Annotated in this window: 16 protein-coding genes and 1 tRNA gene; 8 read left to right on the top strand and 9 right to left on the bottom strand. The window is 72.7% G+C overall.

Annotated elements, in window-relative coordinates:
* Positions 1-180: 180 nt before the first annotated feature.
* The 4 genes from ACFWGN_RS11530 to ACFWGN_RS11515 all read left to right on the top strand — a co-directional run bounded on the left by ACFWGN_RS11530 (position 181) and on the right by ACFWGN_RS11515 (position 2,505).
* Positions 181-265: transfer RNA gene (locus ACFWGN_RS11530), tRNA-Leu, on the top strand.
* Between the two features lie 201 nt (positions 266-466).
* Positions 467-1,228 (top strand): class E sortase, encoded by a 762-nt coding sequence (locus tag ACFWGN_RS11525; RefSeq protein ID WP_191804765.1) that lies wholly within the window; start codon positions 467-469, stop codon positions 1,226-1,228.
* Positions 1,228-1,386: a hypothetical protein gene (locus ACFWGN_RS11520; protein WP_377616947.1), complete on the top strand. Its 159-nt coding sequence runs from the start codon at positions 1,228-1,230 to the stop codon at positions 1,384-1,386. Before ACFWGN_RS11525 ends, ACFWGN_RS11520 begins: the two co-directional genes overlap by 1 nt.
* Positions 1,387-1,518: 132 nt before the next feature.
* Positions 1,519-2,505, top strand: a complete 987-nt coding sequence (locus ACFWGN_RS11515) for a S66 peptidase family protein (RefSeq protein WP_377616946.1) — start codon at positions 1,519-1,521, stop codon at positions 2,503-2,505.
* Between the two features lie 93 nt (positions 2,506-2,598).
* On the opposite strand, the gene ACFWGN_RS11510 is transcribed toward ACFWGN_RS11515, so the two are convergent.
* The 8 genes from ACFWGN_RS11510 to ACFWGN_RS11475 form a co-directional block, all read right to left on the bottom strand.
* Positions 2,599-3,033 carry a VOC family protein gene (locus ACFWGN_RS11510; RefSeq protein ID WP_191804761.1) on the bottom strand — a complete coding sequence of 145 codons (435 nt, stop codon included), beginning with the start codon at positions 3,031-3,033 and terminating at the stop codon, positions 2,599-2,601.
* Positions 3,034-3,105: 72 nt separating this feature from the next.
* Positions 3,106-4,500, bottom strand: a complete 1,395-nt coding sequence (locus tag ACFWGN_RS11505) for an LssY C-terminal domain-containing protein (RefSeq protein WP_377616945.1) — start codon at positions 4,498-4,500, stop codon at positions 3,106-3,108.
* Positions 4,501-4,624: 124 nt separating this feature from the next.
* A complete protein-coding gene (gene ligA, locus ACFWGN_RS11500; RefSeq protein ID WP_191804759.1) occupies positions 4,625-6,640 on the bottom strand; it encodes an NAD-dependent DNA ligase LigA in 2,016 nt (671 codons plus the stop codon).
* 134 nt (positions 6,641-6,774) lie between these two features.
* Positions 6,775-6,990, bottom strand: a complete 216-nt coding sequence (locus ACFWGN_RS11495) for a hypothetical protein (protein WP_191804757.1) — start codon at positions 6,988-6,990, stop codon at positions 6,775-6,777.
* A 56-nt stretch (positions 6,991-7,046) separates the two neighbouring features.
* Positions 7,047-7,991 (bottom strand): DNA-3-methyladenine glycosylase, encoded by a 945-nt coding sequence (locus ACFWGN_RS11490; protein ID WP_191804755.1) that lies wholly within the window; start codon positions 7,989-7,991, stop codon positions 7,047-7,049.
* Positions 7,988-8,638 (bottom strand): methylated-DNA--[protein]-cysteine S-methyltransferase, encoded by a 651-nt coding sequence (locus tag ACFWGN_RS11485; protein WP_191804753.1) that lies wholly within the window; start codon positions 8,636-8,638, stop codon positions 7,988-7,990. Before ACFWGN_RS11485 ends, ACFWGN_RS11490 begins: the two co-directional genes overlap by 4 nt.
* Positions 8,635-9,165 carry an RNA polymerase sigma factor gene (locus tag ACFWGN_RS11480; RefSeq protein WP_377616944.1) on the bottom strand — a complete coding sequence of 177 codons (531 nt, stop codon included), beginning with the start codon at positions 9,163-9,165 and terminating at the stop codon, positions 8,635-8,637. The genes ACFWGN_RS11485 and ACFWGN_RS11480 overlap by 4 nt, the downstream gene beginning before the upstream one ends.
* A gap of 64 nt (positions 9,166-9,229) precedes the next feature.
* A complete protein-coding gene (locus ACFWGN_RS11475; RefSeq protein ID WP_318244591.1) occupies positions 9,230-9,757 on the bottom strand; it encodes a methylated-DNA--[protein]-cysteine S-methyltransferase in 528 nt (175 codons plus the stop codon).
* Between the two features lie 188 nt (positions 9,758-9,945).
* On the opposite strand from ACFWGN_RS11475, the gene ACFWGN_RS11470 reads away from it, so the two are divergent.
* From ACFWGN_RS11470 to ACFWGN_RS11455, 4 genes are all read left to right on the top strand, one after another.
* Complete coding sequence (locus tag ACFWGN_RS11470; RefSeq protein WP_191804747.1) at positions 9,946-10,755, top strand: metal-dependent hydrolase; 810 nt, start codon at positions 9,946-9,948, stop codon at positions 10,753-10,755.
* A 203-nt stretch (positions 10,756-10,958) separates the two neighbouring features.
* Positions 10,959-11,930, top strand: a complete 972-nt coding sequence (locus ACFWGN_RS11465) for an RIO1 family regulatory kinase/ATPase (RefSeq protein ID WP_318244590.1) — start codon at positions 10,959-10,961, stop codon at positions 11,928-11,930.
* 64 nt (positions 11,931-11,994) lie between these two features.
* Positions 11,995-12,927 (top strand): Gfo/Idh/MocA family protein, encoded by a 933-nt coding sequence (locus ACFWGN_RS11460; RefSeq protein ID WP_191804745.1) that lies wholly within the window; start codon positions 11,995-11,997, stop codon positions 12,925-12,927.
* Positions 12,924-13,340 (top strand): hypothetical protein, encoded by a 417-nt coding sequence (locus tag ACFWGN_RS11455; protein ID WP_191804743.1) that lies wholly within the window; start codon positions 12,924-12,926, stop codon positions 13,338-13,340. Before ACFWGN_RS11460 ends, ACFWGN_RS11455 begins: the two co-directional genes overlap by 4 nt.
* Before the next feature lie 289 nt (positions 13,341-13,629).
* On the opposite strand, the gene ACFWGN_RS11450 is transcribed toward ACFWGN_RS11455, so the two are convergent.
* Complete coding sequence (locus tag ACFWGN_RS11450) at positions 13,630-13,758, bottom strand: hypothetical protein (protein ID WP_377616943.1); 129 nt, start codon at positions 13,756-13,758, stop codon at positions 13,630-13,632.
* Between the last annotated feature and the right edge of the window lie 347 nt (positions 13,759-14,105).

The raw sequence follows: 14,105 nt of genomic DNA, 5'->3' as shown, positions 1-14,105 counted from the left end.
GGCGGAATGGCAGACGCGCTAGCTTGAGGTGCTAGTGCCCTTTATCGGGCGTGGGGGTTCAAGTCCCCCTCCGGACACTCGTTGAGACAGCGAACCGCGAAGCGGACCAGGGAAACCTCGGTCCGCTTCGTTGTGCGGGACCCGGTGGCGACACCGGCAGCAGGACACAGCAAGACACCTGTCCGGGTGGCGGAATGGCAGACGCGCTAGCTTGAGGTGCTAGTGCCCTTTATCGGGCGTGGGGGTTCAAGTCCCCCTCCGGACACTCGTTGAGACAGCGAACAGCGGAGCGGGTCCAGGGAAACCTGGGCCCGCTCCGCTGTTCTGTCTCGAGCCCACCACGACCAGGCCCCACCACCTGCGACGACGGCCCTTTTCCACCCTGCGTGCACGGGCCTCGGCCCGCCTGGACCGACTAGGCTGTGGACTCGATCCGCGCAGCGGTCACGACCGGAGAAGAGGGCTTGTGAGGCACACCAGCAACCGAACGCGAGGCGGTTCCGGCGGTGGTGCGGTCTCCGCGGCCTTCGGGGTGCTGGGCGAGCTGCTGATCACCCTCGGCGTGATCTTCGGCCTGTTCGTCGTGTGGCAGCTGTGGTGGACCACGGTCCAGTCGAACCAGGCCGCCCAGACGATCATGACGCAGTTCCAGGAGTCGCTTCCGGAAGCCCCTCAGGTCGCGGGCGAGCTGCGTACCGACGCTCCCCCCGTCCCGGAGGCCGTCGCCGAGGGCGAGACCATCGGCGCGCTCGTCGTCCCCGCCTGGTACGGCAAGACCGACAACACCATGCCGATCGTCCAGGGCACCACGACCGCGCTGCTCAACAAGGCCGTCGCCGGTCACTACACGCAGACCCAGCAGGTCGGCGAGGTCGGCAACTTCGCGCTCGCCGGGCACAGGCGTACGTACGGCAACTCGTTCCGCTTCGTCAACGAGCTCGTCGAGGGCGACCAGGTCATCGTCGAGACCGCGACCACCTGGTACGTGTACGAGGTCACGGGCCACGAGATCGTGCTGCCCAGCCAGGTCGACGTCATCGCCCCAGTGCCCAACCAGCCCGGCGTCGAGCCCACCGAGCGGCTCCTGACCCTCACGACGTGCCACTCGCCCACCCTGGGAGAGTTCGGCAACTCCCACCGCTGGATCACCTACGCGAAGTTCGTCGGCTGGATGGACCGCGCCGACGGCATGCCCGAGCAAGTCCTCAACGACCCAGGAGTGCAGTGATGTACGGGTGGATCTTCCGGCACCTGCCGGGCAACCGCTTCGCCAAGGTCGTCCAGTCGCTGGTCCTGGTCGCGGCCGTGGTGCTCGTGCTCTTCACATGGGTGTTCCCGTGGGTCGCCGAGACGTTCAACGTCAACGGCGACCCGAACTTCGACTGAAGCGCTTGGGTGCTGACGAAAGCGAACGGTGCCGCATCCGGTGTGCCGACGGACCACCGTCACGAAGTCGTGGTCTCCTGGGCGGCATGACTCTGCGCTTCCCACGCCCTTCGCCTTGGTGACCGCATCGGGGTGACGAGTCCCTCGGCCGGCGTCGGCGAGCTCGGACGATCGCGCATCGACTACTCGATCGGCTGGCTCCGGGCACGAGGGTTCGAGGTGGTCGTGGGTGAGTGCATGAGCGCAGACCGGTGGGTCTCCGCACCGAAGTCGCAGCGGGCCGCGGAGCTGACCAGCATGCTCACCGACCCGGCGGTTCGTGCAGTCGTACCGCCGTGGGGCGGTGCTGGGACCGCGCTCGACCTGCTCGACCAGCTCGACTACGAGGCCATCGCGCAGGCAGAGCCGACGTGGGTCGTCGGCTACTCAGACTCCTGTTCGTGGATGGTGCCGCTGACGCTCCGGTCCGGGTTGGCGACGCTGCACGGCGACAACCTCGCCGACACACCGTACGAGACGCTCCCGGGTCTCGTTCACTGGCTCGACCTCGCGATGTCCGACGGCGGCGTCACGCAGTCCGACAGCGGGGTCGCGGCGAGCTGGAGCCCGCTGTCGGACGCGTCCGCGACCGAGTGGCTCGACAAGAGGCCCAGCAGCTGGGACCTGTACGGCTCCGCGCCCACCCTGGACGTCACGGGAACGCTGATCGGAGGGTGCATCGAGGTGCTGTCCGGGATCGCCGGCTCGCCTTATGGCGACGTCCGGGCGTTCGGGCGCCGGTTCGGACCACTCCTCGTCTACCTCGAAGCAGCCGAAGAATCTGCGTTCACCATCTGTCGGTACCTCCACCAGCTCCGGTACGCCGGCTGGTTCGAGAGCGCAGCCGCAGTACTCGTGGGCAGCACACGGGCTCCGGGAGGGACCACCGACGGTGGACTGTCGCAGCGCGACGCCGTCATCGACGCCCTCGCTGACCTCGACGTCCCCATCATCTTCGACATGGAGATAGGCCATGTACCTCCGCACCTGCCGTTGCTCAACGGCGCACAGGCGCGGGTGGTGATCGACGGGGCGGAGCGGAGCATCGTCCAGTCCTGGCCGAGCAGCAGTCCTCGCTAGCCTGCCCTCGTGAGCGGTCCCTCCCGGGTGCCCGCCATCTCCGACCGGCGGAGCGGAAGGTCTGATGGGCGCCCGGCCCCGGCGCCGGCACGCTCAGTCGAGGCAGAACTCGTTGCCCTCGACGTCCTGCATCACGATGCAGGACTCCTCGTCGTCGTCGGCCGGGAGCAGGCGCACCCGGGTCGCGCCCAGCGCGACCAGCCGCGCGCACTCGGCCTCGAGCGTGGCGAGGCGCTCGGCGCCCACGAGCCCGGTGCCGACCCGCACGTCGAGGTGCACGCGGTTCTTGACGACCTTGCTCTCCGGGACGCGCTGGAAGTACAGGCGTGGGCCGACGCCCGTGGGGTCCTGGCAGACGAACGCGGCCCCTCGGTCGGCAGGAGGCAGGGTGTCGGCGAAGTCCTCCCACGTGGCGAACCCCTCGGGCGGCGGTGGGACGACGTACCCCAGCACCTCGCACCAGAAGAGGGCGACGCGCTCGGGTTCTGCGCAGTCGAAGGTGACCTGGAACTGCTTGACCGATGTCATCGGGCCACGATATCCGCGGGTCCTCCGTCGAGGACGCCCGGTCGCCTCGCGACGCGCCAGCGGCGCAGCCCGTCACCCGGCCGTGGCCACCTCGGGCCTGCGCCGTCGCTCCCGTCGGAGACGACGCTCGGCGCGCTCGTCCCGGGTGTACTCCGCGGCGTCCTTGCTCGAGAGCGTGAGCAGCACCAGGATGTCGAGCGCCACGGTCAGCAGGGTCGTGCGGAACGTGATCTGGTCGCCGGAGACGGCCCAGCCCACGAACGAGGACGTCGTGCTGATCGCCGCCAGCACCATGACCAGGGCACGCGCCCACGTCCGGCCCTTGAAGACCCGCCAGGCCAGGAAGAGCTGGAACAGGGCGACGAGCGAGAGCAGCACCACGACCGCGACCAGCAGCGGGCCCGACGCCTCGTCGATGTCCTGCTGGGTCACGTCGCCGCCCAGGAACAGCGACCTCAGCGTCTGGTCCCAGTGCAGAGCGAGGTTCGCGAGCCAGATCAGGTCCGCGACCACACCGAGCACGACCAGCAGCGCGCCGGCCGTCGTCGCGGCCGGGCGGCGAGGCTTCTGCGCAGCGGTGTCCACGACCGGCCCGGTCGGGGCAGCCACGGCACGGACGTCGACGACGGGGAGGTCGCCGTCGGTCCTGATCGCGTCGCCGCCGCCGTTGCGCGCGTGGTATCCCGTCGAGAAGTCCTCGATGACCTCCACCTCGACGCCGACGTCGGCGCCCCGGAGCGTGGCCACGACGTGGTCGCGCTCCTGGTCGGTGTCCGCCTCGATCTTGTGCGTGACCTGGAGCGTGAAGAGCGAGAACCCCACCGACCGGTCGTAGGTCCCGGCCGCGAGCCAGTCGACGCGGCGGCCCCCCGGCAGCGGCCAGTCGGGCGGGCACCGCCAGAAGCGGATGTGGTGGCGGCGCGACGGGTTGCCCTCGACCTCCTGCTGGTAGGCGAAGTCCTGCTGGCGCCCGAACAGGAACAGCGGGCTCACGGGAGCCTGGTCGTAGCTGCGGCGGCTCAGCGTGGCCGCGACGATGCGTCCGCTCGAGGCCAGCGTGACGTCGTCCGCAAGGGTCCACCCCGCGGCCTCCATCGCGGCGCGCACCTGGCCCTCCTCGCCCAGCAGGGCCAGGTTGACGGGATCGCCCAGCAGGCCGTTCGCGGTCCGCGTGCGACCGATGAAGTACTCGGGCACGTAGAGCGCCGTGAGGATGCGGTGCAGGCGCGGCAGCGCCAGGTAGGCGATCACGAGCCACACCCCGACGACGTAGAGGACCGTGAGCCAGCCGATGTGGATCGACTCGCTGAGCACGAGCCATGCGAGCCACACCGACGCGAGGCCCGCGAAGACGAAGAAGAACCCGTCCCCCAGCTCGACGACCCGGTGGCTCGCGCCGCGACGACGTGCCGGTCCGGCGGTCTGGACCGCGGAGCCGACGGCGTCGGGCGCGCTCTGGCGGGTCACGTTCCCACCCTAGGGCGCGGGGCCGGATCGGGCCGGGCGAACGACGGCGGCGCGCACCCGCCCGCCCGCGCAGGGGACGGGGAGCACCTCCTCGGCTGTCGCCCGGCTTCCTCGGCAGACGCCGCTACCCGACCATCGCCAGGAACTCCGCGGGCGTCACGATGCGCACGCCCAGGTCCGTGGCCTTGACGTACTTGCTCGAGGTCGAGGGCTCCGAGACGAGCAGGCTCGTCGCGGAGGACACCGACGAGGATGCCTTGCCACCGTTGGCCTCGACGAGCTCGGCGACCGTGGTCCGCGAGTAGCCGGGGACGGAGCCCGACACCACGACGGTCATGCCCGCGAGCGGCAGGGCCGCCGTGTCCTCCGGGTCCGGCGCGGTGCCCGTGTGGACGCCGGCCGCGGCCAGTCGTGCGAGGACCCCGCGGGTCTCGAGGTCGTCGAGCCCCTCACGGATCGCTGCGGCCCGGATCGGTCCGATCCCGTCCACGGCCGCCAGGTCCTCGACGGTCGCGGCGCGCAGCAGGTCGAGCGTGGGGATGGCCGCCGCGAGGCGTCGTCCCATGGTCCGCCCGGTCATGCGGATGCCCAGCGCCGTGATGACCCGGTTCCAGGCCGCCCCCTTGGCCCGCTCGATCTCCGCGGCGATCTTGACGGCGTTCTTGGCACCGAGCATGCGGCCCTCGCCGAGCGGTAGCGACGTGAGGGTCTCGACGTCGAGCGAGAAGAGGTCCGCCACGTCCGCGACCAGGCCCTGCTCCACGAGCGACTCGACGATCTCCGTACCGATGCCCTCGATGTCCAGGGCGTCACGGCTCACGGCGTACCGGATCGTCGCACCGACCGACAGGCTCGGGTCGGTCGAGCGCCACAGCAGCGTGCTCTTGTCCCACTCGCCGCCGTTCGGGTCGGTCGCGGGCGGGGTCCAGGGCGTCGAGTCGGCCGGGCGCTCGTCCAGGACCACGGACTCGATGTACGGGATCACGTCGTTGGCGCGCTTGACGACCACGGTGTCGCCGACCCGCACGTCCTTCTCGAGCATCCAGGTCGCGTTGTGCCCGGTCGCGAACGTGATGGTCGTGCCGCCCACGAACACGGGCTCGACCTCGACGCGGATCGCGAGACGCCCCGTGCGACCGACCCCGGTCGTGACCGCCACGACCCGGGTCACGGCGGTCTCGGCCTCGTACTTGTACGCGACCGACCACCGCGGGGTGCGCGACCCGGAACCGAGCCGTGCACGGTCGGTGTCGAGGTCCGCCTTGACGACGATCCCGTCGATGGGGAACCCGAGGTCGGGGCGACGCTCGGCGAGCGCGCCCACGGCCGAGCGCACCGCGACCGTGCCCGGCTCCCCGGTCAGGACCACGGGCTCGCCGCCCGCGAGCCACGGGGCCAGCGCACGGGCCGTGCCGACCCCGGCCTGCTCGACCACCGTGAGCCGGGCGCTGTACGACGGGTCGGCCACGATCGCCGGAGAGTCGTCCACGGGCACCACGTCGTAGGCCGCGAACGTCAGGAGACCCGCGTACGCCGCGTCGCCCTTGCGCAGGATGCCCGCGGCGGCGTTGCGCGGGTTGACGAACGGCGCCCCGCCCAGCGCGGCCCGGGCTGTCTGCGCCGCTGGGAACCGGGCGTCGGCCATGAACACCTCGCCCCGCACCTCGACCGAGAGGTCCGCTCCCACGAGCCGCGCGGGCAGCCCGTCGATCTCGAGCCGTCGGACCCGCTCGGTCACGTCCTCGCCGGTGCGTCCGTCGCCGCGCGTGGCGACCAGGTCGAGGCGTCCGGCGCGGTAGACCGCCCGGATCGCGAGCCCGTCCAGCTTGGGCTCGACCACGACGGGGCCGTCGATCGCGAGCACCAGGGCGTCGAGCGCGTCGAGCGTGGGAGCCTTGTCGAGCGAGCCCATCATCGTGGGGTGCTCGACGTCGCCTCCCGCGGACTGGCCTGCGGCCACGGCGTCGAGCAGGTCCGCGAACTGCCCCGCGAGCGAGGGGTCGGCGGCCACGGCGATGCGCAGCTGCTCGATGCCCGAGTCGTACTCGGCATCCGACATCCTGAGCTCGTCGGTGTCGTAGTAGGCGCCGGCGGCGGCGCGCAGCCCCTCGGCCAGCGCGGTCAGGTCGGTGTCGCTCATCTGCATGCCCTTCGCGTGTGCGTGCTCGCACCCTCGTGCCGGGCCGGTCGGCCCGCGGGGTGCAGTCTTGCGCACGCCACCCACGCGCGCCGGTCTCCGGTCCTCCCGGAGGGCCGCGCGCCCGACGAGCCGGGTCAGACCGAGCAGTCGCAGACCGGGTTGAACTCGACGACCTGGTCGCCGAGCTCGGGGTGCGCCCAGGCCTGGGCCTCCGCGAGGGACGCGAACCGGCGTCCGGCGAGCCGTCCGTTGGCGAACAGGACCCCGGCCTCGATCTGGTCGCGCACGTCGTCGTCCGCGTCGAGGTCCGGCACGTCCCGGTCCGGTGCGGTGTGCGTCGTGGTGCTCATGGTGCGTCCTTCCCGAGGGCCGAGGCTTCTTCCAGTATGGCTCCGGTCGCGCGGCGTCAGTAGGCGGTGTGGGTCCAGAGGTGGAACAGCGCGTAGGCACGGACCGGCGACCATGCCTCGGCCGTCCGTGCGGCCGCGCGCGCGTCGATCCCGCCGAGAGCCTTGCGGAGCACCAGGTCGCCGGGCACGAACCCGTCGCGGTCGCCCAGGACCTTGACCGAGAGGTAGTCGACCGTCCACGGCCCGATCCCGGGCAGCGCGAGCAGCCGCGCGCGGGTGTCCGCGAGCGCCGCGGGGTCGTCCGCGACGTGGGGCCCGAGCACGAGCCCGTCCGCGCAGGCGGCAGCGAGAGCGAGCAGCGTGCGGGTCCGGGCACCCGTGATCCCGACGGCGGACTGCAACTCGGCGGCCTGGGCGCCCGCGAGCATGTCCGGGTCGGGGAACAGGCGCAGGCCGTCCGCGCCCACGACGCCCGCCTCGCGACCGTAGGCGGCCGCGAGCCGCCCCGCGAAGGTCCGGCACGCCGCGAGCGAGACCTGCTGGCCCAGGACGGTCGTGACGGCGGCCTCGAACCCCGACGGGTGCCCGACGACACGCAGTCCCGGCCGTCGGGCGAGCAGGGGCGCGAGCACCGGGTCGGCCCCCAGGACCGTGTGCACGGTCGCGAGGTCGGCGTCCGCGTCGAACCACCGGGCGACCAGGGCACAGACCTCGTCGGCGCCCGGCCCGCTCCCCCGCACACCGATCTCCTCGGGCGTCAGCCGCACCGTCACGGCCACGGCTCCCGCGCTCGTCTCGACGAGCCGCGTGACCTCACCACGCGCGAGGTCGGAGCGGTCGACGCGGTCGACGCCGGGCACGGCGTGCGCGACGAGCGTCGCGAGCGCCGAGGCCGCGTCGAAGGGCCCGACCACCGGGACGCGGCGCGTCCACGACCCGACGCCCACCTCCGGCGCGCCGGCCTGCGGGACGGTCGCGACGCCGTCGGGCAGCGAGGTCATGCCGCGCTCTCCAGCGCGAGCAGCAGACGCTTGGCCTCCGGGCCGCCCGCGTAGCTGCCGCTCGTGCCGTCCGAGCGCACGACCCGGTGGCACGGCACCACGAGCGGCAGCGGGTTCTTGGCGCACGCGGTCCCCACGGCCCGCACGGCGCGCGGGCTGCCCGCCGCCACCGCGACCTGGGCGTAGGACGCGGTGCGCCCGTAGCCGATGTCGCGCAGGTGGCTCAGCACCTCGCGCCGGAAGGGCCCCGAGGCCATGGTCAGGTCGAGCGGCAGGTCGAACGTGCGGCGCTCGCCCGCGAAGTACTCGTCGATCTCGGTCGCGAGCCGGTCGAGGCGCGCCGGGGACCGCAGGACGCGCGGGCTCACGGTGCGGGCGATGCGGTCGAGCACGGCGTCGTGCCCCTCGACGTCGAACGCGATGCGTACGACGCCCTGGTCGGTCGCGGCGAGCAGGAGCGTGCCCACGGGCGTGTCGAGCGTGCGGTAGGCGACGTCGAGCAGGCCCGACGACGCCGCGTCGGCCGCGAGGCGGTCGTGCAGCCGCGAGAGCGCGGCCCGGGAGTCGTCGTCGGGCGTGGCGCCGCGGTCGAGGTCCCTCCCGAGGGAGGCGAGCAGGTCCGTCGGACGGGGCGAGGTGTCGCTCATGAGGCACTTCCCTTCGAGGTGCGGGCGGTTGAGGAAGGACGGGCAGCCGGATACGTGCGCCGCAGCGCGCCCATGCCGTCCGAGGCGGCCCGGCGCGCGGCCTCGGGGCTGCCGCCGAGGATCGACGCGACCTCCTGGTACGGCAGGCCGGCGACGTGGTGGTATGCCACGGCCTGGCGCTGCTTGGGGGGCAGGGCCGCGAGCGCCCGCCACAGGTCGTCGTCGCCCTGCTCGATGTGCTGCCCGGGGATCCCGTCGCGGCTGGGTGCGTGGACCAGCTCGGCGACGTCCGGCACCGCGACCGGTGCACGGGCCCGGCGCCGCGTGACGTCGATCGCCTTGCGGTGCGCGATCGTCACGAGCCAGGCCTCGACGTTGGCGCCCTCGTCGAGGCGCGGGTAGGCCGTGAGGGCGGACAGGAAGGTCTCGGACCAGGCGTCGTCGGCATCCACGGGACCGAGGACCGCGCGGCACACGCGCAGGACCGTGGCGCCGTGCTCGGCGACGACGTGTTCGAAGGGCTTCACGTCGGGTAGACGCACCGCACGCCCAGGACGTGAGGTGCCCTGTGCCACGGGATGCGAGACGCCATCAGAACAGCCGGCTCGCGCGGGTCTCGTCCGACTCCTCGAGGGCGAGCAGGAACTGCTTGCGCTCGATCCCGCCCGCGTAGCCCGTCAGGCTGCCGTCGGCGCCGACGACCCGGTGGCAGGGCACGACGATGCTCAGCGGGTTCTGGCCGTTGGCGGACCCGACCGCGCGGGCCAGGTTCTTGTCGCCGAGCGCGAGCGCGAGGTCGCCGTAGGAACGCGTCTCGCCGTAGGGGATCTGGGCGAGCAGCGCCCAGACCTTCTTCTGGAAGCCGTCGCCGACCGGGGCGAGCTCGAGGTCGAACTCGCGGCGGGTGCCGGCGAAGTACTCGCCGAGCTGGACGCGGACCTCCTCGAAGGCGTCGTCGTCGCGCTCGCCGAACGTCTCACCCGTGGGACGCCGCTTGTGGGCGTCGAAGTACAGGGCCCGGAGCCCGTCCGCGCCCCCGACCGCCGTGAGCTCTCCCACGGGCGAGCCGAAGATCCCGTGGCGGACGGTCCGCTCGGGCCGGTCAAGCAGCTGCGACACGGGAGTGCCTCCTGTCCGGTGCGTGCGTGCGGGCCTGGTGTCGGTGTGTCCCATGCACTGTAGACGCCAGGGTCTGACAGATCGTGAGGTCGGGTGTGGGTGCCCGCCGGGTAGGGTGTGCTGTCGCGCGGGACAGACCGCGCGAACCGCACGTGCGGGACGAACACGACTGACGGGACGAACGCATCATGATGGGTGGCCACCACGCCGCCTGCGGCGCGGCCGCATGGGTGGCGGTCACCTCGACCGCCCCGTACACGCTCGGCATCTACCCCGTCTCGGACGTCGGGGTCATCACCGGGGCCATCGTGTGCGCCGGCGCGGCCCTGCTGCCCGACGCAGACCACCACTCGGGGACCATCGCGCACTCGCTGCCGCCCGTGTCCGAGGGCGTCGCGAACGTCGTCGAGACCATCTCGGGCGGCCACCGCCGCGGCACGCACTCGATCCTCGGGATCGCGGTCTTCACCGGGCTCGCCTGGCTCGCCGGTCTCGTGACGATCGAGTCGGACACGTTCGGCACCGTCGCGATCGGGGCGGGCTTCGTGGCGATCCTGCTCGTGGCGTTCGCGCTCAAGGCCCTCAAGCTCACGCGCGGGGGCAGGCTCGGGCCGTGGATCGGGTCGGTCACGATCGCGGTCCTCATCGCCCTCCTGGCCCCCGAGGAGTGGAACTGGCTCCCGGTCGCGGTCGGGCTCGGCGTCACGGTCCACATCGTCGGCGACATCATGACCACGGGCGGCTGCCCGCTGCTGTGGCCCATCACGTTCAAGGCCCCCCGCTGGGTGCGGCGCACCAACGTGCTCAACGACATCTGGCGTCCGGGCGGGAACTTCGCGCTCCCGGTCCTCGGCAACGCGGGGTCGGTGCGCGAGTGGCTCCTGCTGATCCCCGTCAGCGCGTACGCCGTCGTCGGTGTCGTGTGGTCCTTGCTGACGCAGATGGGCTTCGACACGAGCGGCACGTACACGCTGCTCGTGCAGTCGTTCGCTGGCTGACCGGAAATACCGTTGCCTACCCTCGCCGCCGGGTGCGAGGGTAGGCACGTCCGCCGGAGAAGGTCCGGCGCGAGCGCGTGGCCAGAGGCCGCGAGAAGGAGAGGTGTCGTGATGACCGTCGTCGTCGTTCCCCACGCCTCCACCTTCCCGAGGAGCACCGGCCTCTGACGCCCGGCTCCTCACCTCGACCGAGGAGCCCCACCGTGCACGAGCACACCGACCTTCCCGCACTCCCCCGACCCACCGGCGCGTTCGACGCCGAGGCGTTCGCCGCCTTCCACGACGACTCGTCCGACGACGCCTACCGCCGCGCCTCCTTCCCGAGCTCCGTCCAGGAGGACGCACCCGACCTCGACCCGGACCTCGACCCCGACCAGCGCTGGTCCACGTGGTCGAGCGTCGAGAAGGGCATGCGCGGCCCCGAACCCCGCCCCGAGTGGGTCGTGACCGCCGACGCCGCGATCGACACCGACCTCGGCGTCCTCAAGACGGGCAAGGAGGCCGACGTCTTCCTGCTCGAGCGGGCCGTGCCCGACGAGCCGGACCAGTTCTCGCTGCTCGCGGCCAAGCGGTACCGCAGCTCGGAGCATCGCGCCTTCCACCGCGACTCCGCGTACGTCGAGGGACGTCAGGTCCGGCGCTCGCGCGACCGCCGCGCGATCGAGCGCAAGTCCTCGTACGGGCGCGAGGCCGCAGCCGCCCAGTGGGCCAACGCCGAGTTCGCTGCGCTGACGATGCTGTGGTCCGCCGGCGCCCCCGTCCCGTACCCGGTCCAGATCGACGGGACCGAGATCCTCATGGAGTTCGTCGGGGAGCACGCGAGCACGGGTCAGGTCGACGGGTCGCCCGCGAGCCGGGTCGCCGCCCCGCGCCTGGCACGCGTGCGGCCAGACGCCGGCACGGTCGAGGGCTACTGGGACCAGGTCCGTGGCGCGATGGGGATCCTCGCCGCCCACGGGTACGCGCACGGCGACCTGTCGCCCTACAACGTCCTGGCCCAGGGCGAGCGGATCGTCATCATCGACCTGCCGCAGGTGCTCGACCTCGTCGCCAACCCGCACGGCACCGAGCTGCTCATGCGCGACTGCCGGACCATGTGCGCGTGGTTCCGCTCGCGGGGGCTCGACGTCGACGAGGGCGAGCTGTTCGCCGAGCTCATCGCGCAGGCGTGGTGAGGTGGCGCGGCACGTGACCTGGCCCGGCGTCCGGCCTGGCCCGGGGGTCCGGGAGAATGACCGGATGACCCAGAACGTCCGTGTCGCGCTCGTCGGGCTCGACTCCTCGCACGCCGACCACTACGTGCGCCTGCTGAACGTCGAGCGGCGCTTCCCGGGCGTCCGGGTGACGGTCCTCGCGGACGGCGCACCCGAACGTGTCGAGGAGCTCGCCGCGGCGAGCGCGGCGGCGGGCACCGGGGTCCGCTCCGGCGTGCCCGACGACGTCGCGTCGGTCGACGCCGTGATCGTCGCCCACCGCGCGGGCCGGCTCCACCGCGCGGCGGCCCTGCCCTTCGTCCGGGCAGGGCTGCCCGTGCTGGTCGACAAGCCCTTCACCGCCTCGGTCGCGGACGCCCAGGAGCTCGTGACCGCGGCGCGCGCGAGCGGGGCCCTGCTCCTCTCGTGCTCGGCCCTGCGCTTCGTGCCCGACGTCGCGCGGCTGCGCACCGAGGCGGCCGCGCTCGGCGCGGTCACAGCCCTGACGGTCACGGGCCCCGCCGACCCCCGGTCGGTGCACGACGGGCTGTTCTTCCTGGGCGTCCACCTGGTCGAGGCAGCCCGGGCACTGCTGGGAGGCGACGACGGGCTCGCGTGGGGGGAACCCGCCGTCGGGCAGGACGAGGACGGCGTGACCGCGACCGTGAGCGCGACCACGGGCGGACGCGACGTCGTCGTGCGCCTGCGGTTCGTGGACCCCGCCCTGCACCCCACCCAGCCCTTCCACGCGACGGTGACCACGACGGGCGGGTCGGTCGAGGGCGAGCTGGAGGTCGGGCCGGACTACCTCGCACCGGTCCTCGCGCACTTCCTGGCGCAGGTCGCAGGAGAGGTCGCAGCGGACGGGGCGGACGAGCTGGTCGGGCCGGTCGCGCTGCTCGCCGCGATCACCGCAGGACTCGAGCAGCCCGCCCATCTCGTGCCGGGCGAGCCCACCGCGCCTACCGTGAGGGGATGACGACCCCCACCGGCGACGCGACCGCCTACGACCACGACGACGTCCAGGCCTTCCTCAACTCGTACGGCGTGGCGCTCGCCGCCGGGGACCTCGACACGATCGCGGAGACGTACGCGTTCCCCGCCCTGGTCGTGACCGACGAGGCCTCGGTCCTCATCAGCGACGCCGAGATGGTGCGCGAGTCCTTCCGCGGCGCGGCCGAGGGCTACCGCGAGCGGGGGCTCGTCGGAGCGGTCGCGCAGATCCGGTCGCTCGGGACCACGAGCGCCGGCCTGGTGTGGGTCGACGTGCGCTGGAGCTACCGCGACGAGTGGGCGGGCGAGGCCGACACCGAGAGCTTCCGCTACCTGCTGCGGCGCGGCCGGGACACGTTCCAGATCTGCGTGGTCGTGCCTGTGGACCCGTTGGCGTGAGGGGCCGCGTCGGGCCGGTGAGGCGCGGAGGAACGGGGCCGGGCCGGGAGGGGTGCTGACGAGCGAGGTCGGCTGAGCGGGAACGGTGTGCGCTGAGCGGGAGCCGATCCCGCTCAGCGCACACCCCTCGTCCAGGTCCCCGCTACGGACGGACGGAGAAGCCCGAGAGGTCCGGGACCACCCACCGTCCGTCGGCGCGTTCGAGCTCGATGACCGCCGGGACGGTCCGTCCGTCCATCGGGAAGGCACCGAGGATCCTCGGGACCGCGCGGGCTCCGTCGGCCGGTTCTCACACGACCTCGATGCCCTCGTCCGCGAGGGACTCCTCGTCGATCACGGCCGGGACCAGCGGGATCGAGGCGTCGGCGTACGGGCCGTGCAGCACCGAGGCGAGGGCGGACAGGGTCGTCGCGTGCACGAACCCCGCGACCTCGTACTACGTGTTGCGCGTGGCGACGTCGTACTCGCCGAAGCGTTCGCAGGCCGCCCAGTCGTCGCTGAAGGCGATGTGCAGCACTCTGTGTCCAACCACCGGCGTTCTCCTTGCGTCTCAGCCCCCGGCGCTCTGACCTCTCGCGCTCTGCCCGCGACGTGCCCGAGCACGTCGAGGACCGCGACGCGTCTCGATCCCTGGACTTCGCGGGGCCCGGAGGCCATCACCGGGCCCGTCGGCGATAGGGTCGACGGGGCACCCCACCGACGACCGCCGCGCACGGTGCGAGGCGCCCCGGAACATCCCTCACCGAGAGCGAGACGCAGGACGCC

Source organism: Oerskovia sp. NPDC060338, assembly GCF_042726295.1.
In the GTDB taxonomy this organism is placed as follows: domain Bacteria; phylum Actinomycetota; class Actinomycetes; order Actinomycetales; family Cellulomonadaceae; genus Oerskovia; species Oerskovia merdavium.
The sequence above is the reverse complement of the archived record's forward strand: the minus strand, read 5'-3'. Positions and strand labels throughout refer to the sequence as shown.